Origin of the sequence: Streptomyces sp. NPDC021562 (genome assembly GCF_040640875.1) — a bacterium.
Lineage (GTDB): Bacteria > Actinomycetota > Actinomycetes > Streptomycetales > Streptomycetaceae > Streptomyces.
In genome coordinates, this window is sequence record NZ_JBFACN010000002.1 from 26,528 (window position 1) to 47,521 (window position 20,994).

Annotated in this window: 15 protein-coding genes, 5 tRNA genes and 2 pseudogenes; 14 read left to right on the forward strand and 8 right to left on the reverse strand. The window is 69.5% G+C overall.

Annotated elements, in window-relative coordinates; genetic code table 11:
* Window positions 1-97 precede the first annotated feature (97 nt).
* Genes AB0G52_RS02480 through AB0G52_RS02505 form a run of 6 tightly spaced genes read left to right on the forward strand, consistent with a single transcriptional unit; the run spans window position 98 to window position 4,920 of the window.
* Window positions 98-751, forward strand: a complete 654-nt coding sequence (locus tag AB0G52_RS02480; RefSeq protein WP_361332991.1) for a hypothetical protein — start codon at window positions 98-100, stop codon at window positions 749-751.
* Window positions 739-1,788 (forward strand): hypothetical protein, encoded by a 1,050-nt coding sequence (locus tag AB0G52_RS02485; protein WP_361332994.1) that lies wholly within the window; start codon window positions 739-741, stop codon window positions 1,786-1,788. Before AB0G52_RS02480 ends, AB0G52_RS02485 begins: the two co-directional genes overlap by 13 nt.
* An 18-nt stretch (window positions 1,789-1,806) precedes the next feature.
* Window positions 1,807-2,106 (forward strand): hypothetical protein, encoded by a 300-nt coding sequence (locus AB0G52_RS02490; RefSeq protein ID WP_361332997.1) that lies wholly within the window; start codon window positions 1,807-1,809, stop codon window positions 2,104-2,106.
* On the forward strand, window positions 2,103-3,338 hold the full coding sequence (locus tag AB0G52_RS02495; RefSeq protein ID WP_361332999.1) for a putative T7SS-secreted protein: 1,236 nt from the start codon (window positions 2,103-2,105) through the stop codon (window positions 3,336-3,338). Before AB0G52_RS02490 ends, AB0G52_RS02495 begins: the two co-directional genes overlap by 4 nt.
* Before the next feature lie 29 nt (window positions 3,339-3,367).
* Window positions 3,368-4,018: a hypothetical protein gene (locus AB0G52_RS02500; RefSeq protein WP_361333002.1), complete on the forward strand. Its 651-nt coding sequence runs from the start codon at window positions 3,368-3,370 to the stop codon at window positions 4,016-4,018.
* Window positions 4,019-4,047: 29 nt separating this feature from the next.
* A complete protein-coding gene (locus AB0G52_RS02505; protein WP_361333005.1) occupies window positions 4,048-4,920 on the forward strand; it encodes a hypothetical protein in 873 nt (290 codons plus the stop codon).
* Window positions 4,921-4,949: 29 nt separating this feature from the next.
* On the opposite strand, the gene AB0G52_RS02510 is transcribed toward AB0G52_RS02505, so the two are convergent.
* The 7 genes and pseudogenes from AB0G52_RS02510 to AB0G52_RS02540 all read right to left on the reverse strand — a co-directional run bounded on the left by AB0G52_RS02510 (window position 4,950) and on the right by AB0G52_RS02540 (window position 13,137).
* Complete coding sequence (locus tag AB0G52_RS02510) at window positions 4,950-6,224, reverse strand: MFS transporter (RefSeq protein ID WP_361333008.1); 1,275 nt, start codon at window positions 6,222-6,224, stop codon at window positions 4,950-4,952.
* A 273-nt stretch (window positions 6,225-6,497) separates the two neighbouring features.
* Window positions 6,498-7,089, reverse strand: a pseudogene (locus AB0G52_RS02515) (LysR family transcriptional regulator).
* Between the two features lie 442 nt (window positions 7,090-7,531).
* Window positions 7,532-8,017 (reverse strand): MarR family transcriptional regulator, encoded by a 486-nt coding sequence (locus AB0G52_RS02520; RefSeq protein ID WP_132888196.1) that lies wholly within the window; start codon window positions 8,015-8,017, stop codon window positions 7,532-7,534.
* A gap of 158 nt (window positions 8,018-8,175) precedes the next feature.
* Window positions 8,176-8,248, reverse strand: a tRNA-Lys gene (locus AB0G52_RS02525).
* 98 nt (window positions 8,249-8,346) lie between these two features.
* Window positions 8,347-9,873, reverse strand: a complete 1,527-nt coding sequence (locus AB0G52_RS02530) for an amino acid permease (protein ID WP_361333012.1) — start codon at window positions 9,871-9,873, stop codon at window positions 8,347-8,349.
* Window positions 9,874-10,058: 185 nt separating this feature from the next.
* Window positions 10,059-12,281 carry a DEAD/DEAH box helicase gene (locus tag AB0G52_RS02535; protein WP_361333015.1) on the reverse strand — a complete coding sequence of 741 codons (2,223 nt, stop codon included), beginning with the start codon at window positions 12,279-12,281 and terminating at the stop codon, window positions 10,059-10,061.
* Between the two features lie 325 nt (window positions 12,282-12,606).
* On the reverse strand, window positions 12,607-13,137 hold the full coding sequence (locus tag AB0G52_RS02540; protein ID WP_132888199.1) for a hypothetical protein: 531 nt from the start codon (window positions 13,135-13,137) through the stop codon (window positions 12,607-12,609).
* A gap of 238 nt (window positions 13,138-13,375) precedes the next feature.
* Between AB0G52_RS02540 and AB0G52_RS02545 the strand changes: the two genes are divergently transcribed.
* The 5 genes from AB0G52_RS02545 (at window position 13,376) to AB0G52_RS02565 (ending at window position 15,714) form a co-directional block, all read left to right on the forward strand.
* Complete coding sequence (locus AB0G52_RS02545; RefSeq protein WP_132888200.1) at window positions 13,376-13,726, forward strand: metallopeptidase family protein; 351 nt, start codon at window positions 13,376-13,378, stop codon at window positions 13,724-13,726.
* A gap of 69 nt (window positions 13,727-13,795) precedes the next feature.
* Window positions 13,796-15,256, forward strand: a complete 1,461-nt coding sequence (locus tag AB0G52_RS02550) for a metallophosphoesterase (RefSeq protein ID WP_361333019.1) — start codon at window positions 13,796-13,798, stop codon at window positions 15,254-15,256.
* A gap of 174 nt (window positions 15,257-15,430) precedes the next feature.
* Window positions 15,431-15,503: transfer RNA gene (locus AB0G52_RS02555), tRNA-Glu, on the forward strand.
* Between the two features lie 38 nt (window positions 15,504-15,541).
* Window positions 15,542-15,616 (forward strand) — tRNA-Asp (locus AB0G52_RS02560).
* A gap of 24 nt (window positions 15,617-15,640) precedes the next feature.
* Window positions 15,641-15,714 (forward strand) — tRNA-Phe (locus AB0G52_RS02565).
* 235 nt (window positions 15,715-15,949) lie between these two features.
* Here AB0G52_RS02565 and AB0G52_RS02570 read toward each other — a convergent pair.
* Window positions 15,950-16,234 (reverse strand): annotated as a pseudogene (locus tag AB0G52_RS02570) (hypothetical protein); the annotation flags it as partial.
* A 145-nt stretch (window positions 16,235-16,379) separates the two neighbouring features.
* Here AB0G52_RS02570 and AB0G52_RS02575 point away from each other — a divergent pair.
* From AB0G52_RS02575 to AB0G52_RS02585, 3 genes are all read left to right on the forward strand, one after another.
* Window positions 16,380-16,757, forward strand: coding sequence for a hypothetical protein (locus AB0G52_RS02575; protein ID WP_361333022.1), 378 nt, complete (start codon window positions 16,380-16,382; stop codon window positions 16,755-16,757).
* Window positions 16,758-16,834: 77 nt separating this feature from the next.
* A complete protein-coding gene (gene hrpA / locus AB0G52_RS02580) occupies window positions 16,835-20,803 on the forward strand; it encodes an ATP-dependent RNA helicase HrpA (protein WP_361333025.1) in 3,969 nt (1,322 codons plus the stop codon).
* A 93-nt stretch (window positions 20,804-20,896) separates the two neighbouring features.
* Window positions 20,897-20,971, forward strand: a tRNA-Asp gene (locus AB0G52_RS02585).
* The last annotated feature ends 23 nt before the right edge of the window (window positions 20,972-20,994 follow it).

Consider the following 20,994-nt stretch of genomic DNA (forward strand, 5'->3'; position numbering starts at 1 on the left):
CTTACTGGATCTTGACGAGAATCTGGCTGGTATGTCACCAAGCCTCACGGATAACGTTGGTTCGCTCCAGCTACCCCCACCTCGACGGGAGCCCACAGTGAACCGCCCCGCCCGGCTCGTGACAGCCGCGCTCACCGCATCCGCGGCTCTGCTACTCACCGCATGCGGAGGCGGAGGTGGCGGTTCCGAGAACAACGGCAAGATCGCAGGTGCGGACGTCGGTAGCAACAGGTCGGGGACGCCCTCGGCACCGGCCTCGACGACTACCGACCGTCCCAAGATCGTCCTGCCGTCGGACGTCTCCTACGAGTTCGAGTGGAGCAAGACGGGCAACCCGGACAAGGACGCGGTGCTGAGTGACGCCGAGCAGCGGATCAAAGCCGTCGACATGGCCATCGCGAAGCAGAAGCCGCTTGATCCGGCGTATCGCTTCTACTCCGAGGGCACGGCAGCGGCCGGGAGCCAGAAGTACATTCAGGAATACGTGGACCACGAAGCTCGCACGACCGGCGTCACGCGCTACTACAACGAAAGCGTGACCGTCAAAGACGACGGCACCGCAGCAGTGGTGTACTGCGAGGACCAGAGCAAGGCGTTCAACAAATACCTGAAGACCGGTAAGACCGACGTCACACCCGTGACGAAGAACAGTTACGTCATCTACGCCAGCAACCTGCACAAGAACAAGAGCGGCATCTGGATCACCGAACGCATCGTCTCGCAGCGAGGAAGCGCCAAGTGCCAGCCCTGATCCAGCGGACCGCCCTGGCCCTGCCGGCAGGGGTCGCTGTGCTGGCCCTGACGACTGCCAACCCCGCGTATGCGGACACGGGCTGGGGCGGCAGCACGGACAATGGTCCGAGCACTCACACATCGGGGAAGGCTGACGGGGACAGGCTTGCCTCGTCGGCCAGCGGTGTGATCGTCTTCGACCGCTCGAAGAACGGCTCGGGTCAGTCTGCGGGCGCCGTGACAGCCGCCGGTTCATGGACCCCACCGCCCTGCTACTACGCGCCGAAATACACACCCGAACAGCTTGAGAAGTATCTGACGCCGATCTGGGAAGCCGAGTCGACGGGGTACGAATGGGATGCGCAACAGCGTGACCACTACGTCGACGGGCACCCGTACAAGGACTTCAACAAGGACAAGGCCGGCAAAGGCTACTGGTGGGATTCCTACATCCCCGAGAGCCAGATCGGCGCTCCGGGCTCACTCAACTGCGACAAGCCGATCTTCTGGGTCGACAAGGGTGACCAGCCGCCTGCTGACATCCCTCATGCGATCACCCCTGAGATACTCGCCCAGCTCGCCTACGGGGAGATCCGCGTCCCGTCGACGACGGTGAAGCTGGCACCCGCGGGCACCACGAAGGTGAACCTGCCGACCTGGGCATGGCTGGACACAGCGAAATTCAAGCCGGTGTCCGTCACCGCGCGAGTGCCCGTCCTCGGTATCGAGGCGACGACCACCGCCGAGCCGGTCTCCTTGGAGATCACTCCAGGAACGGACGACGCGCTCACATACCCTGCGTCCGGCGCGTGCCAGATCAACAAAGACGGCTCGATCGGCGAGCCCTACGCCAAAGGCAAGGCTGATCAGTCCCCGCCGTGCGGTGTGAAGTACCTCAGGTCCTCCGGTGACAGCTCGTACAAACTACAGGCCACGGTCACATGGAAGATCCACTGGACCGGCACCGGCGTGAACGGAGAACGAGACCTGCCTGACGGGACGTTCGGCGCCGAGCAGGACGTGGTGGTCCAGGAGATCCAGGCCGTTAACAGGTAACGGAAAGTCGGGGGACTGATGAGTGATCTCTACATAGACAACGCGATGCTGCGGCGTGTCCGTAAGAACCTCGCCCACATAGACCAATTGCTGACCAGGCCGGCCAAGGCGATGGCATCCGTCGACGTACGGGCCATGGGTGCCTCCGAGTTGGAAAAGCGCATGGAGTCCTTCGGCGACGACTGGCACTACGGCATCAAGCAGCTGAAGAAGTTCTCGGGCAAGGCTGTCAAAGCACTGGACAGAATTGAGGAGAAGTTCGCCGGTCAGGATGACGAGCTGGCCAGGCAGCTCAGCAAGGTGGCGAAACAAAAGTGACCACCCCGACCGTTGACGACTTTCCCACGCTCGGATTCGTGCCCTGCCCCGGTGACCACGAGGCGGTGACGGACGTGGTGAACACCCTCAGGATGGCGACCACCGCGCTCGACGAGGCAGTACGTGTGCTGCGGGGCGCGGACAAGGGTGCCTGGCGCGGTAAAACGGCTACCGCGTTCCGTGAGCTGCTCTCGGACGACTTCCGGCCCAAGGTAGAGAAGGCATACGCGTCGTTCGAGGAGGCACGCAAGGCCCTCAACGACTGGGCCGGATCCATGATGCGCTATCAGAAACAGGCAGCTCACCTGGAGGAGCTGGCAGCCGCAGCCAAGCGGAAGGCAGACCAGGCAAAGCGGGAGCCGTCGGGCAAGGGGGCGAAGGCCGACGGCAAGACGGCCACTACGGTTACCGACGGCGAAGATCCCGTCGAGGCATACCGCGCGCAGGCCCGCAGGCTGCACGGAGATTTCGAGGCCGAAGGGGCGACTGTCGCCCGGCGCCTCAAGCAGGCCGGCGACCTCGCCCCGGACGAGCCCGGCTTCTGGGACAAGCTCGGCGACAAGATGGGCGGAGCGCTCTCCGAGATCGGCCAGACGATCAAGGACAATGCCGACTGGATCACCGTCGCCGCCTCCGTTGTCGGCGTGGCAGCCATCTTCTTCCCGGCCCTGGCTCCGGTGGCATTCGCGCTGAGCGCGGTCGCGCTGATAGCCCACGGAGCCAAGTACGGCAAAGACGGGCTGTGGCCGCCGTCGAAGGACAAGATCGGCAATTACCTCACGCTCGGCGGTGACGCGCTCGGAGCCATCCCCGGCTTCGGCGCGGTGGCCAAGGGCGCGTCCGTGGGCGTACGAGCCGCCCGCGGGGTCGAGGGAACCGCTGCGGGCATCAAGGTGGGCCTCACCCTCGGTGCCAAGGAAGTGAACCTCGCAGCAAAGGCCGTAGACCCGGCGTTGCCCCTGATCAGCAGGCCGGTGGAGGCTGTGGCCACAAAGCTGGGAACGTCGGTCGTCAACGCGCAACGCATCTCGGACGGTGTGCAGGCCGCCGCCGGGCTCGCGTGGACCGCTCCTACAGCCTACGCCGCCGTCAAGCCCAGCGATGGCTCTGCTGACGCGGCGAACTGGGGCACCACCGTCGGGAACGTCGCCGCAGGTACCGGGTCCGGCAAGTTCGGCGGACTCGCTGCGATCGGCAGTGCGATCGGCCTCGGCGTGTGGGAGACAAGCTGATGCCAGCGGAAACAGCATCCATATCCGCCGTGGCATCGAACGAGCCCGACGTGTGGTTCGTGCTTCCGACCGGCTTCTTCGAGATACGGCTCGATGATTCAGCGGAAGACCGCATGCTCCGCGTGGCCGACGCCATCGACCCCATGTTCCCCGACGCGACGCCGGAACAGAAGCTGAGCCTGGTCCTGTCCAGCGAGTACACGATCGAGTCGATGCTCGACGCCGGAGCCGTCCACCTGTCCACCTGTCTCTACCGGCGTGACGACGGCGGAATCTCCCAGGGCATGCTCGCCGTGTTCATCAAGCACCTCGGCTCCACGGAACGCCTCGGAGTGGCCCAGAGCATCGCCGACCAGTGGCACTCGGAGAACCCCGAGGCCGAGGTCGGCGGGGTGATACTGCCGTACGGCCCCGCCGCGCTCTGCGCCCTGGAACGGGAGATCCCAGTACCGGGGGCAATGTTCGACATCGCCGAGGACGACACGGCCAGGCTCCGCCAGCTCCAGCTCGCGGTGCCGCTGCACACCGGCACGCACACGGCGATCTTCGCCTTCTCCACCGAGGATGTCGACCAATGGGACAACTACCTCAAGGTGCTGGCCGAGATACTCCGCACCATCTCAGCAACCGAACCCGAGGGCGACCCGGGCGGCGTCCCAGCCGAGTCGACCGCCGGCTGAACGAAGACGAGCGAGAAGACCAGGACCCCATGAGCGACACCGCCGCACAGGACAGCCCGCAGCAGAGCAGCCGCCGCAGTACTGCCAGCCAGGCGTGGCTGGCCGCCGCCACCGGATGTTACGTGCTCGCCGGCACGGTCGGCGTGGTCGTCGGCGCTCACACCATCGGACTCACACCACTGCTGTGGGTGATCTACGCAGTAGGTCTGCTGTTGCTCCTCGCTCGCCTCGGCGGCACGGAAACAGGCTGCTCGGCCACAGTGTTCGTCCTGCTCCTGACGGGCCTGGCGTACTACATCGGTTCGGGTGCCTGGGACGACCTGGTGCTGCAGCAGCGTGGGCGGACCGTCCAAGCCGTCGTCCTCAAGGAGCGGCTGGAAACCGGCTCACGCGGCGACAAGACCTGGTACTACAAGCTGACCCAGCGCGACGGAATCACCGTTCCGGGACCGGAACTCAAGACTGACAGCCGCCGCTTCCACGTCGGGCAGACCATCACCGTAGTCGAAGATCCCGACGGGAAACTGGCTCCGCAGACACCCGGCCAGACCAGTTCGTCGGGCGATCTGCTCGGCGCGGGCGGTGCCGTCGCTGTATGCCTGGCTGCCGTGGGATGGACCGCCCTACGCTGGCGCAGAGGCGAGGAGGAGGGCACCGTGCCGTTCTGGAAGAGGAAGCCGACCGAGGTGCTGTCCGCTGATCAGGAACAGCGGCTCCGTGAGGTGCTACGGGCCAGGGAGTTTGACCGCCGCGGGTACGTAAAGGTCTCTCCCGGCGGTTATCCCGGCATGACGTACCAACGCGCGGCCCAGATCGCCCGCGAGGAGGGCCTGCACGCGGAAGCCTTTGGTAATCGAGGGTCCTGGCGCTTCGGGGAGAAGGCCGTGGAGGAAGTGGAGTAGGGGCCGCGCGGGTGCGCCGAGCCCCGGGGTCAGCGCCGTTCCGCCCGGCGCTGAGCAGGCGCAGGGGGTCCTGACCACCCGTCGGCTCCGGCTGGCATGAGCGCGGACCGGGGCAGGCGGGGTGCGAGAACCAGCATGCCGGGGACCGTCAGGAGGGCGAGTGCCGCGAGGGTGGCCCAGGGGGCCGCACTCGACACCTCGAACAACAGCGAGAACAGCAGCGGGGCGACGACCGTGGCGATCGCGAAGGAGTACTGGAAGACGGCTATGTAACGCCCGCGGATCCCGGCGGGCGCGGCGTCGGCGGACAGCGCGTTGGACACCGGGGAGTGCACCAGCTGGGCCGCCGAGTAACAGAGCACGGCAACCGTGAGGCAGGGGACCCACAGCACCCGGGGCAGCCAGAGCGGCCCGGCCGTCAGACCCGCCCATGCCGCCCACAGGACTCCGGCCAGGCACAGTGACCGGTGCCGGGGCAGCGGCCGGATCAGCCGGACGACCGTCGTCTGGAGCACGGCCTGGACCACCGTGTTCATCGCGAGGAGCGGACCGACCGCCCAGGTCACCTCGGGCAGCCGGCGTTCGACGAACGGCGGGAAGGCGATGCTGAGCATGACGTTGCACAACGCGAACGCCGTGTTCAGCCCCACGAGCGCGAGATAGGGGCGGTCGGCCCACAGCGCCCGGTAGCCGCGGCGGCCGTCCGGGGCCACGGCACCCGGCGCTTCGTGATCGGCCCGGACCGGCAGGGTGACCTGCTTCGGCACCTCTCGCTCCAGCAGCACGGCGGCCACCAGCAGCAGAGCGGCACAGGCGCCGATCGCCCCCCGGTACACCGGCCCCGACTTCACCGACAGGGCGGCGCCCGCGACGACGGCCCCGACGCCGTACCCCGCCGCGCGCAACGATCCGGCGATGCCGAACCACCGCTCACGGGGGTGGCCGCCGGGGTCTCGGTCGGACAGATTGCTGACGAGGGTGAAGGCAGAGGCCCAGAAGGCACGTTGGCCCAGCGAGGCGACGATCGCGGCGAGGAGGATCCCGGTGTCGTCGCGGACCACGAGGTACCCGAGGAACCCGGCAGCCTGGAGCAACTGCGCGCCGAGAACCACCGGTTTGGGGCCGAGCCGGTCCACGAGCGGTCCGAGCCACAACGGCAACGGGAGGGAGACCAGGCCGGCCAGGCTGAGCAGCGTTCCCACCCGCACCAGCGAGGCGCCCGAACTCGCCGCCAGGTAGAGCATGGACAGCGGTACGAACAGCCCGGTCACCACGGAGTCGACCATCAGCACGAGGAAGACCACGACGCCGGGCGTGTTCCGCCGCCGGGGCCGCACCGACCGGCGCCCGGAAGCATGCCGCGGCCACCACGGCAACCGCACCGCCCGCCTCCCCGACGCCGCCAACGACCCTCCCTGCTCCCGGACTCTTCCACGGACGCGTCACGGCGTATCCACGGGGACGTACGGCAGTCCTCCGCCGGAAGAACCTTTAGCAAGCCCTTACAGTCCACCGCCCTCCGTCCGACCGGGGACCGGGGGCCGGGGACCGGGGACCGCGCAGGATGCGGCGGGGTGTCAGGAGAGCCAGTCGGTGTATCGGGTGGGGGCGAGGTGGGCGTTCTTGTCGGTGAGGACGTCGCCTTGACGACGGCGAACATGCCGGCGGTGGGGTCGGTGACGACGGTGCGGTGGTCGCCCTTGTGGGACAGGGTGATCCGGCCCGGCTCGTCCAGGGGGAAGATCTCGGGTCCGGCGATGTCGCGGATGCCGTTGAGCGGCGCGCCGGCAGCGACCTCCGCCACCGCGGCGGCCACGTCCTTCGCGGCGATGGGCTGGATGGGGGTGGCGGGCAGCCGGACGGTGTCCGCGTCGGCGGTCCAGGACATCGCCGGTTCCATGAACTCCATGAACTGCGTGGCTCGGAGACGAAGTGGCCGACGCCACCGTTGTGGGTCGCGGCCAGGAGGTTGTCCGTCGAGGTCTGGAAGAAGGCCAGGGAGGCGTCGTCGAGGGTCGGGGAGTTCGTCAGGTTGACGACGACGTCGGCTCCCGCCACCGCCTCGTCCAGGCCCTCGCCTCTGATGATGTCCACCCCGGTGGACTTCGAGTGCGGTACCGCCTCGTGTCCGGCGGCGTTCAGGTCCTTGACGACCTGCGACCCGATCAGTCCGGGACCGTCGACGAACGTGACCGTCTCGTCGAGCGGCGCCCGGCCTGTCCGGGCTTCGCCGGCCGTGACGTCTTCGAACCCGTTCGACATGCCGCAGAAGAGGATGAGCCCCTTCCGGGGGTGTCAGGAGTTCCGCGACGGTCCTGTGGTACTTCGCCCAGGCCATCTGCGGGCTGTGCAACCCTTCGGCGCGGAGCAGCAGGAAGGCGGATCGCCGCTCGCGGTATGGAGAGCGCCGTTCGGGCGGATACATCTCGCACTCCGGCACGTCCCAGTGGTCGCCCGAGCCAGGCGCTCGCCGGCCCGTTCCTCGGAGCCTGTGCCGAGGGCGGCGGGCGCGTCGCGACGACGGCCGCAGCTCTCCACGCCGGAGGTTCACTGCGCCAACCGCGCAGGACCGGGCGTGCCGTCGCGACGGACGACCCGTGGGCGGGCGGGCTTACGCCTCGCCGTCTGTGGGATGGGCCAGCAGCGTGAGCAGGGTCGTCAACTGCTCTGTGCCGTCGGGCCCCAGCTCGGCGACCAGCCGCTCAGCCAGCGGCGCCGCAGCCACATGGGCCGCGTCGAACAGTTCGAGCCCCTGCGGGGTGATCTCCACCGCTCGTACTCGCCGGTCCCCCGGAACGGCCTTGCGGACGGCCAGGCCCTTGCGCTCCAGGTCGTCCACGACCCGCATGATGCCCGCTTTGTCCGACCCCGTCGCCGTCACCAAGTCCCGCTGCACCGTGGGCCCGTGATTGACCAGCTCGATCAGCACGGCGAAGTGCCGCAACTCCACGCCCAGCGGACGGAGCGCCTCCCCCATCACCGCAGCGGCGCGCCAGTGCGCCCGGCGCAGCAACAAGCCGAGCGCGAAGGGCGAGGCATCCCCGGGGCGGTCAGTCGCACGCGAGGCGGCGGTCGGGTGTGGAACGTCGGCGGCCATCAACCCAGAGTACTTCACTCGATACAGTATCGTTTGCAACTAAATTGGGGTGCCGACCGCGCCCGAGGGGGCTCGGAACGAAGCGGCGCCCGGCCCGGCCGAAGCCGAGCCGGGCGCCGCCCAGCAGGTCGGGGGCCCATGTCCCCCGCCACCACCGGTAGGCCGTGTGGGACTCGAACCCACAACCAATGGATTAAAAGTCCACTGCTCTGCCAATTGAGCTAACGGCCCAGGCGATGTTGCCTCCCCGAGCATAGCCGGACGGAGCCGTGTCGCCGATCGGGTATCGGGGTCACGGCCGCGTCGGGTGGCGGAAGTGGGCCGGAGCGTCAGAGATCGACCAGTTTGGCGGTGTCCTCCTGGCGCGCTCTGTCCGGGCTGAGGAACCAGTGGCGGGCCGAGACCTGCCACCAGATCGCGGCGAAGCCGAGGACCACGAGGACGGCGACCGGGGCGTAGTTGAAGGTCTCCCAGGTGACCGGGGAGACCTGAGGGAGCATGAAGAGGACGGTGATGACGACGACCCACGTCACCGAGATCACGCCGATCACCAGCGACCAGCGGCCCAGGTGCCAGGGCCCTCGCTCGAACGCGTCGCCCTTGCGCACCCGCAGCAGCGTCGGGATCACGTACGCCACGTACAGGCCGATCACCGCGATCGACGTCACGGCGGCGTAGGCCGTGTAGTTGATCAGGTACGGGAGGCCCAGCGCGAGGGCGGCGAGGGCCGCCAGCCAGACCGCCGCCACGGGGGTGCGGGTACGGGGGCTGACGGTGTGCCAGACGCGGGAGAAGGGCAGCGCCCCGTCGCGCGAGAAGGCGTAGATCATACGGCTGTTGGCCGTCACCGACGCCATCCCGCAGAAGAGCTGGGCGCCGATCACGACCAGGAGGAGGAGTTTGCCGGTCGTCGCGCCGAGCGCGTCCAGGAGGATCTGCGCCGGGGGCGCGCCCGTCGGCGACTTCAGCTCCTTGTCGTACGACTGGATCGCGAACGTGAAGCCGAGCAGGAGGACGAAGCCGGCGATCCAGGACGTCCAGATGGAGCGGACGATGCCCTTGGGACCCGCCGTCGCCGCGTCGTGGGTCTCCTCGGTCATGTGCGCCGAGGCGTCGTAACCGGTGAAGGTGTACTGCGCCATCAGCAGGCCCAGGAGGACGACGTACGGGCCGCTGCTCCAGCCCGTCTCGTTCACGAACTTCGTGAAGACGAAGGACACCGACTGGTGGTGGTCGGGTACGAAGGTCAGCGCGCCGACGATCACCAGGACGCCGACCACGTGCCACCACACGCTCACGCTGTTCAGGAACGCGACGATGCGGACGCCGAAGGTGTTGAGGAGGCCGTGCAGGACCAGGATCGCCGCGAAGAGGAGGATCGTGCGGCCGGGGGTGACGGTGAAGTCGAACTGGAGGTTCAGGTAGGCGCCCAGGAAGGACGCGGCGCCGAAGTCGATGCCCGCCGTCACCGCCACCTGGCCGAGCACGTTGAACCAGCCCGTGAACCACGCCCAGGCCGCGGCCGAGCGGGGCGGGGCCAGCCGGTGGGCCCAGAAGTACAGGCCCGCCGAGGTGGGGTAGGCGGAGCAGATCTCGGCCATCGACAGGCCCACGAAGAGGGTCATCAGGCCTACGGCCACCCAGCCCCAGGTGATCACCGCGGGGCCGCCGGTGATCATGCCGAAGAGGTAGAGGGTGAGACAGCCGGAGAGGACCGAGATGATCGTGAACGAGACGGCGTAGTTCGAGAACGCCGACATGCGCCGGGCCAGGACCTGGGTGTAGCCGAGCTGGGCCAGCCGCTCCTCGTCGGAGAGGCCGCCGGAAGGCGATGTGCCTATCGCGTCTTCTGTCATGCCCCCAGCGATTCCCCTGCCGCGGTCGTGACATGCGTCACAGCTTGGCCGAAAAGAACCTGGAACGGGGCCGAAACAGGGTCGGCTGCCGCCCGCGGAAACGGCTGAGCGCCGCGTCCCGGTGCGGGCGCGGCGCTCAGCCGTTGGTCACTCGACGTCCGTCACAGGACGTCCGTCACAGGACGTCAGCCGTTGCGCTTCCAGCGCGGCTTGTCGTCGCGGCGGCCGAAGGAGCCGGAGGACGAACCACGGTGGTCGTCACGACGGCCGTACGGGCGGTCGTGGCCGGGGCGGTCGTGGCCGCCGCTGCGGAAGCCGGGGCGGTCGTCGCGACGGTCGCGGTTGAACGGACGGTCGCTGCCACGGTGGCCCCCGCGCTCGTCCCGGCGGAAGCCGCCACGGTCGTCACGGCGCTCGAACGAACGGCCACCGCGGTCGTCACGGTCGCGGTCGAAGGAACGGCCACCACGGTCGCCGCCCCGGTCGTCGCGGCGCTCGAAGGAGCGGCCCCCACGGTCGTCACGGCGGTCGTCACGACGCTCGAAGGAGCGGCCACCGCGGTCGCCGCCACGGTCGTCACGACGGTCGCGGCTGAACGGACGGTCGGTGCGGTCGCGGTCCCGGTCGAAGGAGCGGCCGCCGCGGTCGTCACGGCGGTCGTCACGACGCTCGAAACCGCGGTCGCGGTTCTCGCGGCGCTCGAAGGGGCGGCCACCACGGTCGTCACGACGGTCGTCACGACGCTCGAAGCCGCGGTCGCGGTCACGGTTGAACGGACGGTCGCCGCGGTCGGAGGAACGGCCACCACGGTCGTCACGGCGGTCGCGGTCGAACCCGCGGTCCCGGCCGTCCCGGGCGTCGCGCGCCGCCGGAACCTCCGGCTGCGTCTCCGCCACGGTCTCCTCGGCCACCGCGGCCACCACGGCCTCGGCCTGCGCCTCGGCGACCGCGGCCCCCGGGTCGTCGCCGCGCTCGCGCGCGGCCCGGGCGACCAGGCGGTCGGCCTCCTCGCGCAGCTCGGCGGCCCGGCGCTGCGCCCGCTCCAGCTCCTTGGTGAGCTGGGCGACCTCACGCTCGGCCTGCTGCGCCGCGTTGCCCGCGGACTCGGCCTGGACCTCGGTCATCGAACGGGCGCCGGTGATCTCGGCGACCTCGGGCTCGAAGGCCGTACCGGAGTTGATGATGTGACGCCCGGCGTCGACGCCCGCGTCCTCCATCAGGCGGAAGATCTGGCGCCGCTGGTGCGGGAGGGAGAGCGACACGACGGTGCCGGTGCGGCCGGCCCGGGCGGTGCGGCCCGCGCGGTGCAGGTAGTCCTTGTGGTCACCGGCCGGGTCGACGTTGAGGACCAGGTCGATGCCGTCGACGTGGATACCGCGGGCGGCGACGTCGGTGGCGACGAGGACGTTGACGTACCCGTCCTTGAAGTCGGCGAGGGTCCGGGTCCGGGCGCCCTGGGTCATGCCGCCGTGCAGCGCGTCGGCCTTCACGCCGGAGTCGCGCAGCTGCTCGGCGACGCGGTCGGCGCCCAGCTGGGTGCGGACGAAGATGATCGTGCGGCCCTTGCGGGAGGCGATCGCGGCGGTGACCGGCGCCTTGTCCTTGGGCTTCACGATGAGGATGTGGTGGGACATCGTCGTGACCGCGCCCTGGGCCGCGTCCACCTCGTGGGAGACGGGGTCGTTCAGGTAGCGCTCGACGAGGGTCTGGATCTCGTTCTCCATGGTCGCGGAGAAGAGCATGCGCTGGCCGCCGGCCGGGACCTGGTCGAGCAGCTCGGTGACCTCGGGCAGGAAGCCCAGGTCGGACATCTGGTCGGCCTCGTCGAGGACGGCGATCTGGACGTCCTCCAGGGAGCAGGCGCCGCGGTTGATGATGTCGCGGAGGCGACCCGGGGTGGCGACGAGGACGTCGACGCCGCGCTCCAGGGCGTAGATCTGGTTGCCCATGGACGTACCGCCGCAGACGACCTTCATCTTCAGGCCGAGGACGTCGCCGTAGGGCTGGAGCGCGTCGGCGACCTGCATCGCCAGCTCGCGCGTGGGGGTGAGGATGACGGCACGCGGCCGCTTCTTCTCGGTGCGGCCGCCGGCCAGCGTGGCCAGGGTGGGCAGACCGAAGGAGAGGGTCTTGCCGGAACCGGTGCGGCCGCGGCCGAGGATGTCCTTGCCGCCCAGGGCGTCCGGGATGGTCGCGGCCTGGATCGGGAAGGGGGTGGTCACGCCGTTCTGCGCGAGCTTGCGCACGACGCCCTCGGGGAGGCCGAGGTCGGCGAAGGTGGTCTGGGGGGTGGTGTCGGTGGTGGTGTCGGTGGTGTCAGCGGCCTCTTCGGAGGCCTTGGTCACCAGGTCGTCGTTCTCGAACTCGTTCTCGGACACGACGAACTGATCAGTACTGGACACGGACATGCGAATGCGAAACCTTCCGGAGTCTCTTCGGCACGCGCCCGTCAACTCCGTGATTCGCTCACGACCGCCTCAATGCGGTCCGCCACGGCAAGGGAGAGTACGCGCCACACGGCGCGCTCTGCGGTGGCGCCGGGCAAATGGGATCAAACGATCTACCACCATACGCACCCATCACCCCCGAAGGCAAACCGAGCCTCGATCTCGCAGCTCAGAGCAGTACAGCCAGTACGGCCACACGGACCGGACGCGTGGGACAACAGACACCTGAACACCCCGCCCCGCCCCTTTCTTCCCGCCCGATCTCCCGCCGTTTTCTCCCCGCCCGCTACGCCGGGGCCCCCGCCGTCGGCGCCGGTTCCCGCTGGACGAGCTGGGGTCCCGTCTCCCCGTGTGCCGACGAGGACGGCTCGGCCGACGGCGGGTCGCTCACCGGGGGTGGTGGCGGGGGCGAAGCCGGGGGCGGGGTGGGGGTGACCGCCGGGGGTGTGGGGGACGCCGGGTCGCCCGTCGGCGGCCCCGCGGGCACCCCCGGCGCCACACTGCCGCCCGGCTGCGCCGGCGCGTCCGGCCCCGAGCTGTCGCCGCCCCGCGCGGGCTGCCCGGACGCCGACGCCGACTCCCCCGGCTTCGGCTTCCCCGCGTGCCCCCGCTTCCCGTCGGCCACCGCACCGCCGTACCCCGCGCCGCCCTCACCGGACACCCCGGAGCCCCCGGCGACCGCGTCACCGCCCCGGTGCCCCGCGGAGTGCGACGGCCTGGCCTTCCCCGCGTCGTCGCCCACGTTCACACAGCCGGCGGCGGCCGCGACGGCCATCACCGCGACGGCCAGACGGACGGGTACGTTCAAGGGGCGCACGGCGGCCACCTCCGGGGGGAAGTAAGAAGTCGACCTGCCCAACTCCCGCCGACCGCAAGAGGACACGCTGACCGCGCACCGGGGACAAACGACCGAAGCGTCGCCCCGCCACGCTGTCCGCGCCGCCCGGCGCGGCGGTACCCGAGGCGGGACCACAGCACGACCACCGCACGACCACCGATCCGAAGCCGGCACCCCGCCCCCACCGCCCGAGCGTTCCTTCCCCGACAATGGCCGTGTGCTGGAGATGACACGCGAAGCGTTCGAGGAACTCGTGAGCGAGGCCCTGGACCGGATCCCACCGGAACTGACCCGGGTGATGGACAACGTCGCCGTGTTCGTCGAGGACGAGCCCCCGGCCGACGACCCCGAGTTGCTGGGCCTGTACGAGGGGACCCCGCTGACCGACCGCGGTGAGTGGTACGCCGGAGTGCTCCCCGACCGCGTCTCGATCTACATGGGCTCCACGCTGCGCTTCTGCGAGACCCCGGAGGACGTGGTGCACGAGGTCGCCGTGACCGTGATCCACGAGATCGCCCACCACTTCGGCATCAACGACGAACGCCTCCACGAACTGGGCTGGGGCTGAGCCCGGCCCCGTGACAGGAGGGCCACGAACCGTCGCATATCAACCCCCGAGCCTGGGCATACGGCCCCAATGGCCCGCGTCCGCACCCGAGCCCAAGCCCGTCCGCCCGTCCTGGAACTCGACCCGCACGCACACGAACCGCCTGCCTGGAGCCGCGTCCTCGGCCTGGCGGCCGTCGTCCTCCTGGGCGCCTGGCTGGGCCTCCTGATCGTCGGGAACGTCCGCACCCAGGTCGGCCCGATGGACACCACCATGACCCTGCGCCCCTCCCTCCACGGGGGCACGAAGATCAACGTCTCCCCGCTGGGCGCCCTCTATCTGGACACCCACGCCGGACCGGTCCGTCTCGACGTCAACGTCGACCAACTGGACCCGGTCCGCTCCCAGGCCCTCGTCGACCACCCCGAGCGTCTCGCCGGACTCCAGGACGAGGTCGCTCACGACGTCGAACACGGCACCCTCGACCTGGCCGAACGCTCCTGCGTCGCCGTGGTCGCCGGCGCCACCGCCCTCGGCCTCGCCGTCTACCGCCGCCCGCGCCGCGCCCTGGCCGCCGGCGGCCTCGCCCTGGCCCTGCTCGCCACGTCCGGCGCGACCGCGTACGCCACCTGGAACCCCGAGTCGGTCCTGGAACCGCGGTTCTCCGGCCTGCTCTCCTCCGCCCCCGCCGTGGTCGGCAACGCGCGCAGCATCGTCACCGAGTTCGACGTCTACCAGAAGGAGCTGGCCCGCCTGGTGACGAACGTGACGAAGCTGTACGACGTCACGTCCACGCTCCCCGCCTACTCGCCCGACCCGGCCACCCTGCGGGTCCTGCACGTCTCCGACATCCACCTCAACCCGGCGAGCTGGAAGATCATCGCGTCGCTGGTGCAGCAGTACAAGGTGAACGTGATCGTGGACTCCGGGGACACCATGGACCACGGCACGGCGGCCGAGAACGGGTTCCTGGACCCGATCAAGGACCTCGGGGTGCCCTACGTATGGGTCCGCGGGAACCACGACTCCCGCGTCACCCAGCGCTACCTGTCCCGCATGAAGAACGTGCACGTCCTGGACGACGGCCGGGCCGAGACGATCGGCGGTCTGCGCTTCGCCGGTGTCGGCGATCCCCAGTTCACCCCGGACCGCTCGACCGTGCCCGGCGGTGACGCGGCCGAGGAGCGGGCCGGGGACGGCCTGGCCACGGCCCTGCGGGAGCAGCGGGCGGCCGGCACCCCGGTGGACGTGGCGATCGCGCACGAGCCGGTGGCGGCCCGGATGACGGACGGCGAGGTGCCGCTGGTGCTGGCGGGACACATCCACCACGAGCAGACGGAGCTGCTGCCGCACGGCACCCGGCTGCGGGTGGAGGGCTCCACGGGCGGCAGCGGGCTGCGCGCCGTCGAGGGCAGGTACCCGGACCCGATCGAGGCCTCGATCCTCTACTTCGACCGGGACACCCGCCGCCTCCAGGCCTGGGACGCGATCAGGCTGGGCGGCCTGGGCCAGACGACGGCCGAGGTCAGCCGCCACCTCCCGACCAGGTGACCGAGCATCTCCCGGCCACGTGACCGAGCAGCGGCGCCGCCGCGGGCCGGGCCGGCGACGGGCCGGTGCCGTCCCGTCGCCCACGGCGCCGTAAACCGTTTTGGCGATACTCCCCGCCATCCCATATGCTTCTCACGTCCCCGACGCGCTGAGAAGCGCCCAGGCGGGCCGATAGCCCTCATCGTCTAGCGGCCTAGGACGCCGCCCTTTCAAGGCGGTAGCACGGGTTCGAATCCCGTTGGGGGCACGCAAGATCGTGTGCGACACTGTTGCACACAACAGCTTGGTCCTGTGGAGCAGTTTGGAGTGCTCGCCACCCTGTCAAGGTGGAGGCCGCGGGTTCAAATCCCGTCAGGACCGCTGAGGTTTCACGTGAAACCTCGTGGCTGGGTAGCTCAGTTGGTACGAGCGATCGCCTGAAAAGCGATAGGTCGCCGGTTCGACCCCGGCCCCAGCCACCGCAGACAGCCCCTCCGGGATCCCGGAGGGGCTGTTCTCATTCCGCGCCCGCCCCCTGTGCTTCCTCCACTCCCGTTGCATCTGCTCCAGTTTTTCGTAGAAGGCGGGGTCCTCGGCGATCGTCCCCGATGTGAAGGGGACGGGCAGCAGGAACGACCTGCCATCGCTCCGGGTGACGCCGATCTGGGTGATGGACCCGTTGCGCCCCCGGCCCGAGAGCTCATGGATGCTCTCGATGTCCCGCCAGCGCACGCGTCGGCGTCCGGTCATCCCGCGCGTGCGCAGGCCCTCCGCGTCGATGCGTGTCCAGCCTGTCGGCATCCCTGCCAGGGGCACGAACAGCGCGGTCGGTATCAGCCCGAACATGAGCCACAGGCCCACGGCGGAGCCGGTCCGACCGTCGGCCAGGTACTTGGCGGCACGCACGCTCACCGCCCCGGCCCACCCCGCCATCCCCGACGCGAACACCCACATCATCAAACGCTGCCTGCGTGTGTACCGAAAGATCGTCTCGCCCATCCGTGCAGTCTGGCAGCGGTCGGCCGACGGACTCCGTTTTTTCCGGTGGGCTGACCGCTTGGCGGGGCGGACGCGTGGCGCTACTTTCTGCGTCGGAACGGGCCAGAGGGCCAGCAGTGACCTGAGGGACAAGAGGGCGGGGACGATGAGCGGGGACCAGGACAGAGTCAGCCAGGACGTCGAGCTGGAGAAGACCCGGGCGCGTTACGGGCTGCTCGCCGTCGTCGTCAGCAATCTCGCCATCGCCGCGGTCGCGGTCTTCGGGGTCTGGCGGCTGCACGGCGACACCTCGGTGATCATCGGCGTGCTCACCGCCGCGTTCACCGCGGTGAGCAGCATGACCACGGCCTACCTGGGGATCAAGGCGGTGTCCAACACGGCCAAGTCGATCGTCACCTCAGCCGCGGCCGCCACCCACACCGCCACCCCCCACCCGGCCCCCACCACCCCGAACCCGACCACCCCGGACCCGGCCGCCTCCGCCCCGGCCGCCCCGACCCCACCCGCCCAGCGCGGCGCATGACCCCCTTGACCCGGCCGAACCGCCGGAGGCAAAAGCGTTCGCCATGGATTTCCGTGAAGTGAGATCCTGGACCGCGTATGTCTACGCACCCCGCCCCCGCCCTCGGCGCCCTCGCCCCCCGCCTGACCGAGCTCTCGCTGCGTGACGCGCACCGGCTCGGGCGCAGGCTGGAAGGCGCGCGCAAGATCCGTAAGCCGGAGGCCCGCGCCGCCGTCCTCGCCGAGATCGAGGCAGAGGTGGCCAGGGCCGAGGAACGGATGGCCGGCCGGCGCGCCCTCGTGCCCGCCGTGTCGTACCCCGAGCAACTGCCCGTCAGCCAGAAGAAGGACGAGATCGCCGCCGCGATCCGCGACCACCAGGTCGTGATCGTGGCCGGTGAGACCGGCTCCGGCAAGACCACCCAGATCCCGAAGATCTGTCTGGAACTGGGCCGGGGGGTGCGCGGCATGATCGGGCACACCCAGCCCCGCCGGATCGCCGCCCGTACCGTCGCCGAGCGCGTCGCGGAGGAGCTGCGCACGCCCCTCGGGGAGTCCGTCGGCTGGAAGGTCCGCTTCACCGACCAGGTGAACCCGGACGCCACCTTCATCAAGCTGATGACGGACGGCATCCTGCTCGCCGAGATCCAGACCGACCGCGAGCTGCGCGCCTACGACACGATCATCATCGACGAGGCCCACGAGCGGTCCCTCAACATCGACTTCCTGCTGGGATACCTGGCCCAGCTGCTGCCGAAGCGCCCGGACCTGAAGGTGGTCATCACCTCCGCCACCATCGACCCCGAACGCTTCTCCCGGCACTTCGACGACGCCCCGATCGTCGAGGTGAGCGGGCGGACGTACCCCGTGGAGGTCCGCTACCGGCCGCTCCTCGAAGCGGATTCCGAGGACGCCGACCGGGACCAGATCACCGCCATCTGCGACGCCGTGGAGGAGCTCCAGGGCGAGGGCCAGGGCGACATCCTCGTCTTCCTCTCGGGCGAGCGGGAGATCCGGGACACCGCCGACGCGCTCACCAGGAAGAACTACCGGTTCACCGAGGTCCTCCCGCTCTATGCCCGGCTCTCGCACGCCGAGCAGCACCGGGTCTTCCAGCCGCACACCGGCCGCAGGATCGTGCTGGCCACCAACGTGGCCGAGACCTCGCTCACCGTCCCCGGCATCAAGTACGTCATCGACCCCGGCTTCGCCCGGATCAGCCGCTACAGCCACCGCACCAAGGTGCAGCGGCTCCCCATCGAGCCGATCAGCCAGGCCAGCGCCAACCAGCGCAAGGGCCGCTGCGGCCGTACGTCCGACGGCATCTGCATCCGGCTGTACGACGAGGAGGACTTCCTCGCCCGGCCGGAGTTCACCGACGCCGAGATCCTGCGCACGAACCTCGCCTCCGTCATCCTCCAGATGACCGCGGCCGGCCTCGGCGACATCGAGAAGTTCCCCTTCATCGACCCGCCGGACCACCGCAACATCCGCGACGGCGTGCAGCTGCTCCAGGAACTGGGCGCGCTGAACCCGGACGAGAAGGACGTCCGCAAGCGGCTCACCGACAGCGGCCGCAAGCTGGCCCAACTGCCGGTCGACCCGCGGCTCGCCCGCATGGTCCTGGAGGCCGACAAGAACGGCTGTGTCCGCGAGGTCATGGTCATCGCCGCCGCCCTCTCCATCCAGGACCCGCGCGAGCGCCCGGCCGACAAGCAGACCCAGGCCGACCAGCAGCACGCCCGCTTCCGGGACGAGACCAGCGACTTCCTCGCCTTCCTCAACTTGTGGAAGTACATCAGGGAGCAGCAGAAGGAGCGCGGTTCCAGCTCCTTCCGGCGGATGTGCAAGCAGGAGTACCTCAACTTCCTGCGCATCCGCGAATGGCAGGACATCTACAGCCAGCTGCGCACGGTCGCCAAGCAGATGGGCATCCACCTCAACGAGGAGGACGCCCCCGGCGACCGCGTGCACGTCTCCCTCCTCGCCGGGCTGCTGTCCCACATCGGCATGAAGGACGTGAAGAACGCCGGGGCGGAGGGCGGGAAGAACACAACCAAAAACGAGTACCTGGGCGCGCGGAACGCCAAGTTCGCGATCTTCCCGGGCTCGGCGCTGTTCAAGAAGCCCCCCCGGTTCGTGATGTCGGCCGAGCTGGTGGAGACCTCTCGGCTCTGGGCCCGGGTCAACGCGAAGATCGAGCCGGAGTGGGTCGAGCCGCTCGCCGGGCACCTCCTGAAGCGGACGTACAGCGAACCGCACTGGGAGAAGGACCAGGCGGCCGTGATGGCGTTCGAGAAGGTGACGCTGTACGGCGTGCCGATCGTCGCCGACCGGAAGGTGAACTACGGCCGGATCGACCCCGAGATCAGCCGCGAGCTTTTCATTCGCAACGCTCTGGTGGAGGGCGACTGGCGCACCCACCACAAGTTCTTCGCGGACAACCGCAGGCTGCTGAGCGAGGTCGAGGAGCTCGAACACCGGGCCCGGCGCCGGGACATCGTCGTCGACGACGACACCCTCTTCGACTTCTACGACCAGCGGGTGCCCGACCACGTCGTCTCCGGCGCCCACTTCGACTCCTGGTGGAAGCACAAGCGGCACGAGCAGCCGGAGTACCTGGACTTCGAGCGGGAGATGCTGATCCGGGAGTCGGCGGAGGCGGTCACCAAGGCCGACTATCCGGACTCCTGGCGGCAGGGGCAGCTCAAGTTCCGGGTGACGTACCAGTTCGAGCCGGGCGCGGACGCGGACGGTGTGACGGTCCACATCCCGCTCCAGGTGCTCAACCAGGTCACCGACGAGGGCTTCGACTGGCAGATCCCCGGCCTCAGGGAAGAGGTGGTCACGGAACTGATCCGCACCCTCCCCAAGCCGATCCGCCGCAACTACGTACCCGCGCCGAACTTCGCGAAGCGCTTCCTGGACACGGCGGTCCCGCTCCAGGAACCGCTCACCGTGACCATGGCCCGCGAGCTCAAGCGGATGGTCGGCGTGCCCTTCGAGGCCGAGGACTTCGACTGGGCGAAGGTCCCGGACCACCTGAAGATCACGTTCCGGATCGTCGACGAACGGCGCCGGAAACTGGCCGAGGACAAGGACCTGGAGGCGCTGCGACTCCGGCTGAAGCCCAAGGCGCGCCAGGCCCTCTCACAGGCGGCGGCCGCCACCGCGTCCCGTGCGGGCGGCGAGTCCCTGGAACGCAAGGGGCTCACCGACTGGACGATCGGCACACTCACCCGCGTCTTCGAGACGCGCCGGGCCGGACAGCCGGTGAAGGCGTACCCGGCCCTCGTGGACGACGGCGACACGGTCTCCGTACGCCTCTTCGACACCGAGGAGGAGCAGGCCGAGGCGATGTGGAAGGGCACGCGCCGGCTCATCCTCCGCAACATCCCGGTGAACCCGGCCAAGTTCGCGTCGGAGAAGCTGACGAACGCGCAGAAGCTGGCGCTGTCGGCGAACCCGCACGGCACGATCCAGGCCCTGTTCGACGACTGCGCGACGGCCGCGGCGGACAAGCTGATCGCCGACTTCGGCGGGCCGGTGTGGGACGAGGAGTCGTACCGGAAGCTGTACGACAAGGTCCGCGCCGAGATCGTCGACACCACGGTCCGGACGGTGGGCCAGGTGCAGCAGGTGCTCGCCGCCTGGCAGGCCTGTGAACGGCGGCTGAAGGGCGTCCGGAGCCCCGCGCTGCTCGCAAATCTCACGGACGTCCGCAAGCAGCTGGACGCCCTCGTGAAGCCGGGCTTCGTGACGTGGGCCGGGATACGGCGCCTGCCCGACCTGATGCGCTATCTGGTCGCGGCCGACCGCCGTCTCCAGCAGATGGCGACGAACGTCCAGCGGGACACCACCCGCATGGAGAAGGTCCACGAGATGCAGGACGAGTACGCCTGGCTCCTGGAGCAGCTCCCGCGCGGGCGGCCGGTGCCGCAGCAGGTCCTGGACATCCGCTGGATGCTGGAGGAGCTGCGGGTCAGCTACTTCGCGCACGCGCTGGGCACGGCGTACCCGATCTCCGACAAGCGGATCGTGAAGGCGATCGACGCGGCGGCACCGTAACAGACCGCTCACGCAGGGTGAGTTCGACCAGCACCCGCTCACTCCTGTACAGTCCTTCTCGCAGCACAGCGCAGAGAAAGTGCCGCGAAACCTGGTCCTGTGGAGCAGTTTGGAGTGCTCGCCACCCTGTCAAGGTGGAGGCCGCGGGTTCAAATCCCGTCAGGACCGCAACACACCGAGGCCCGCACCCG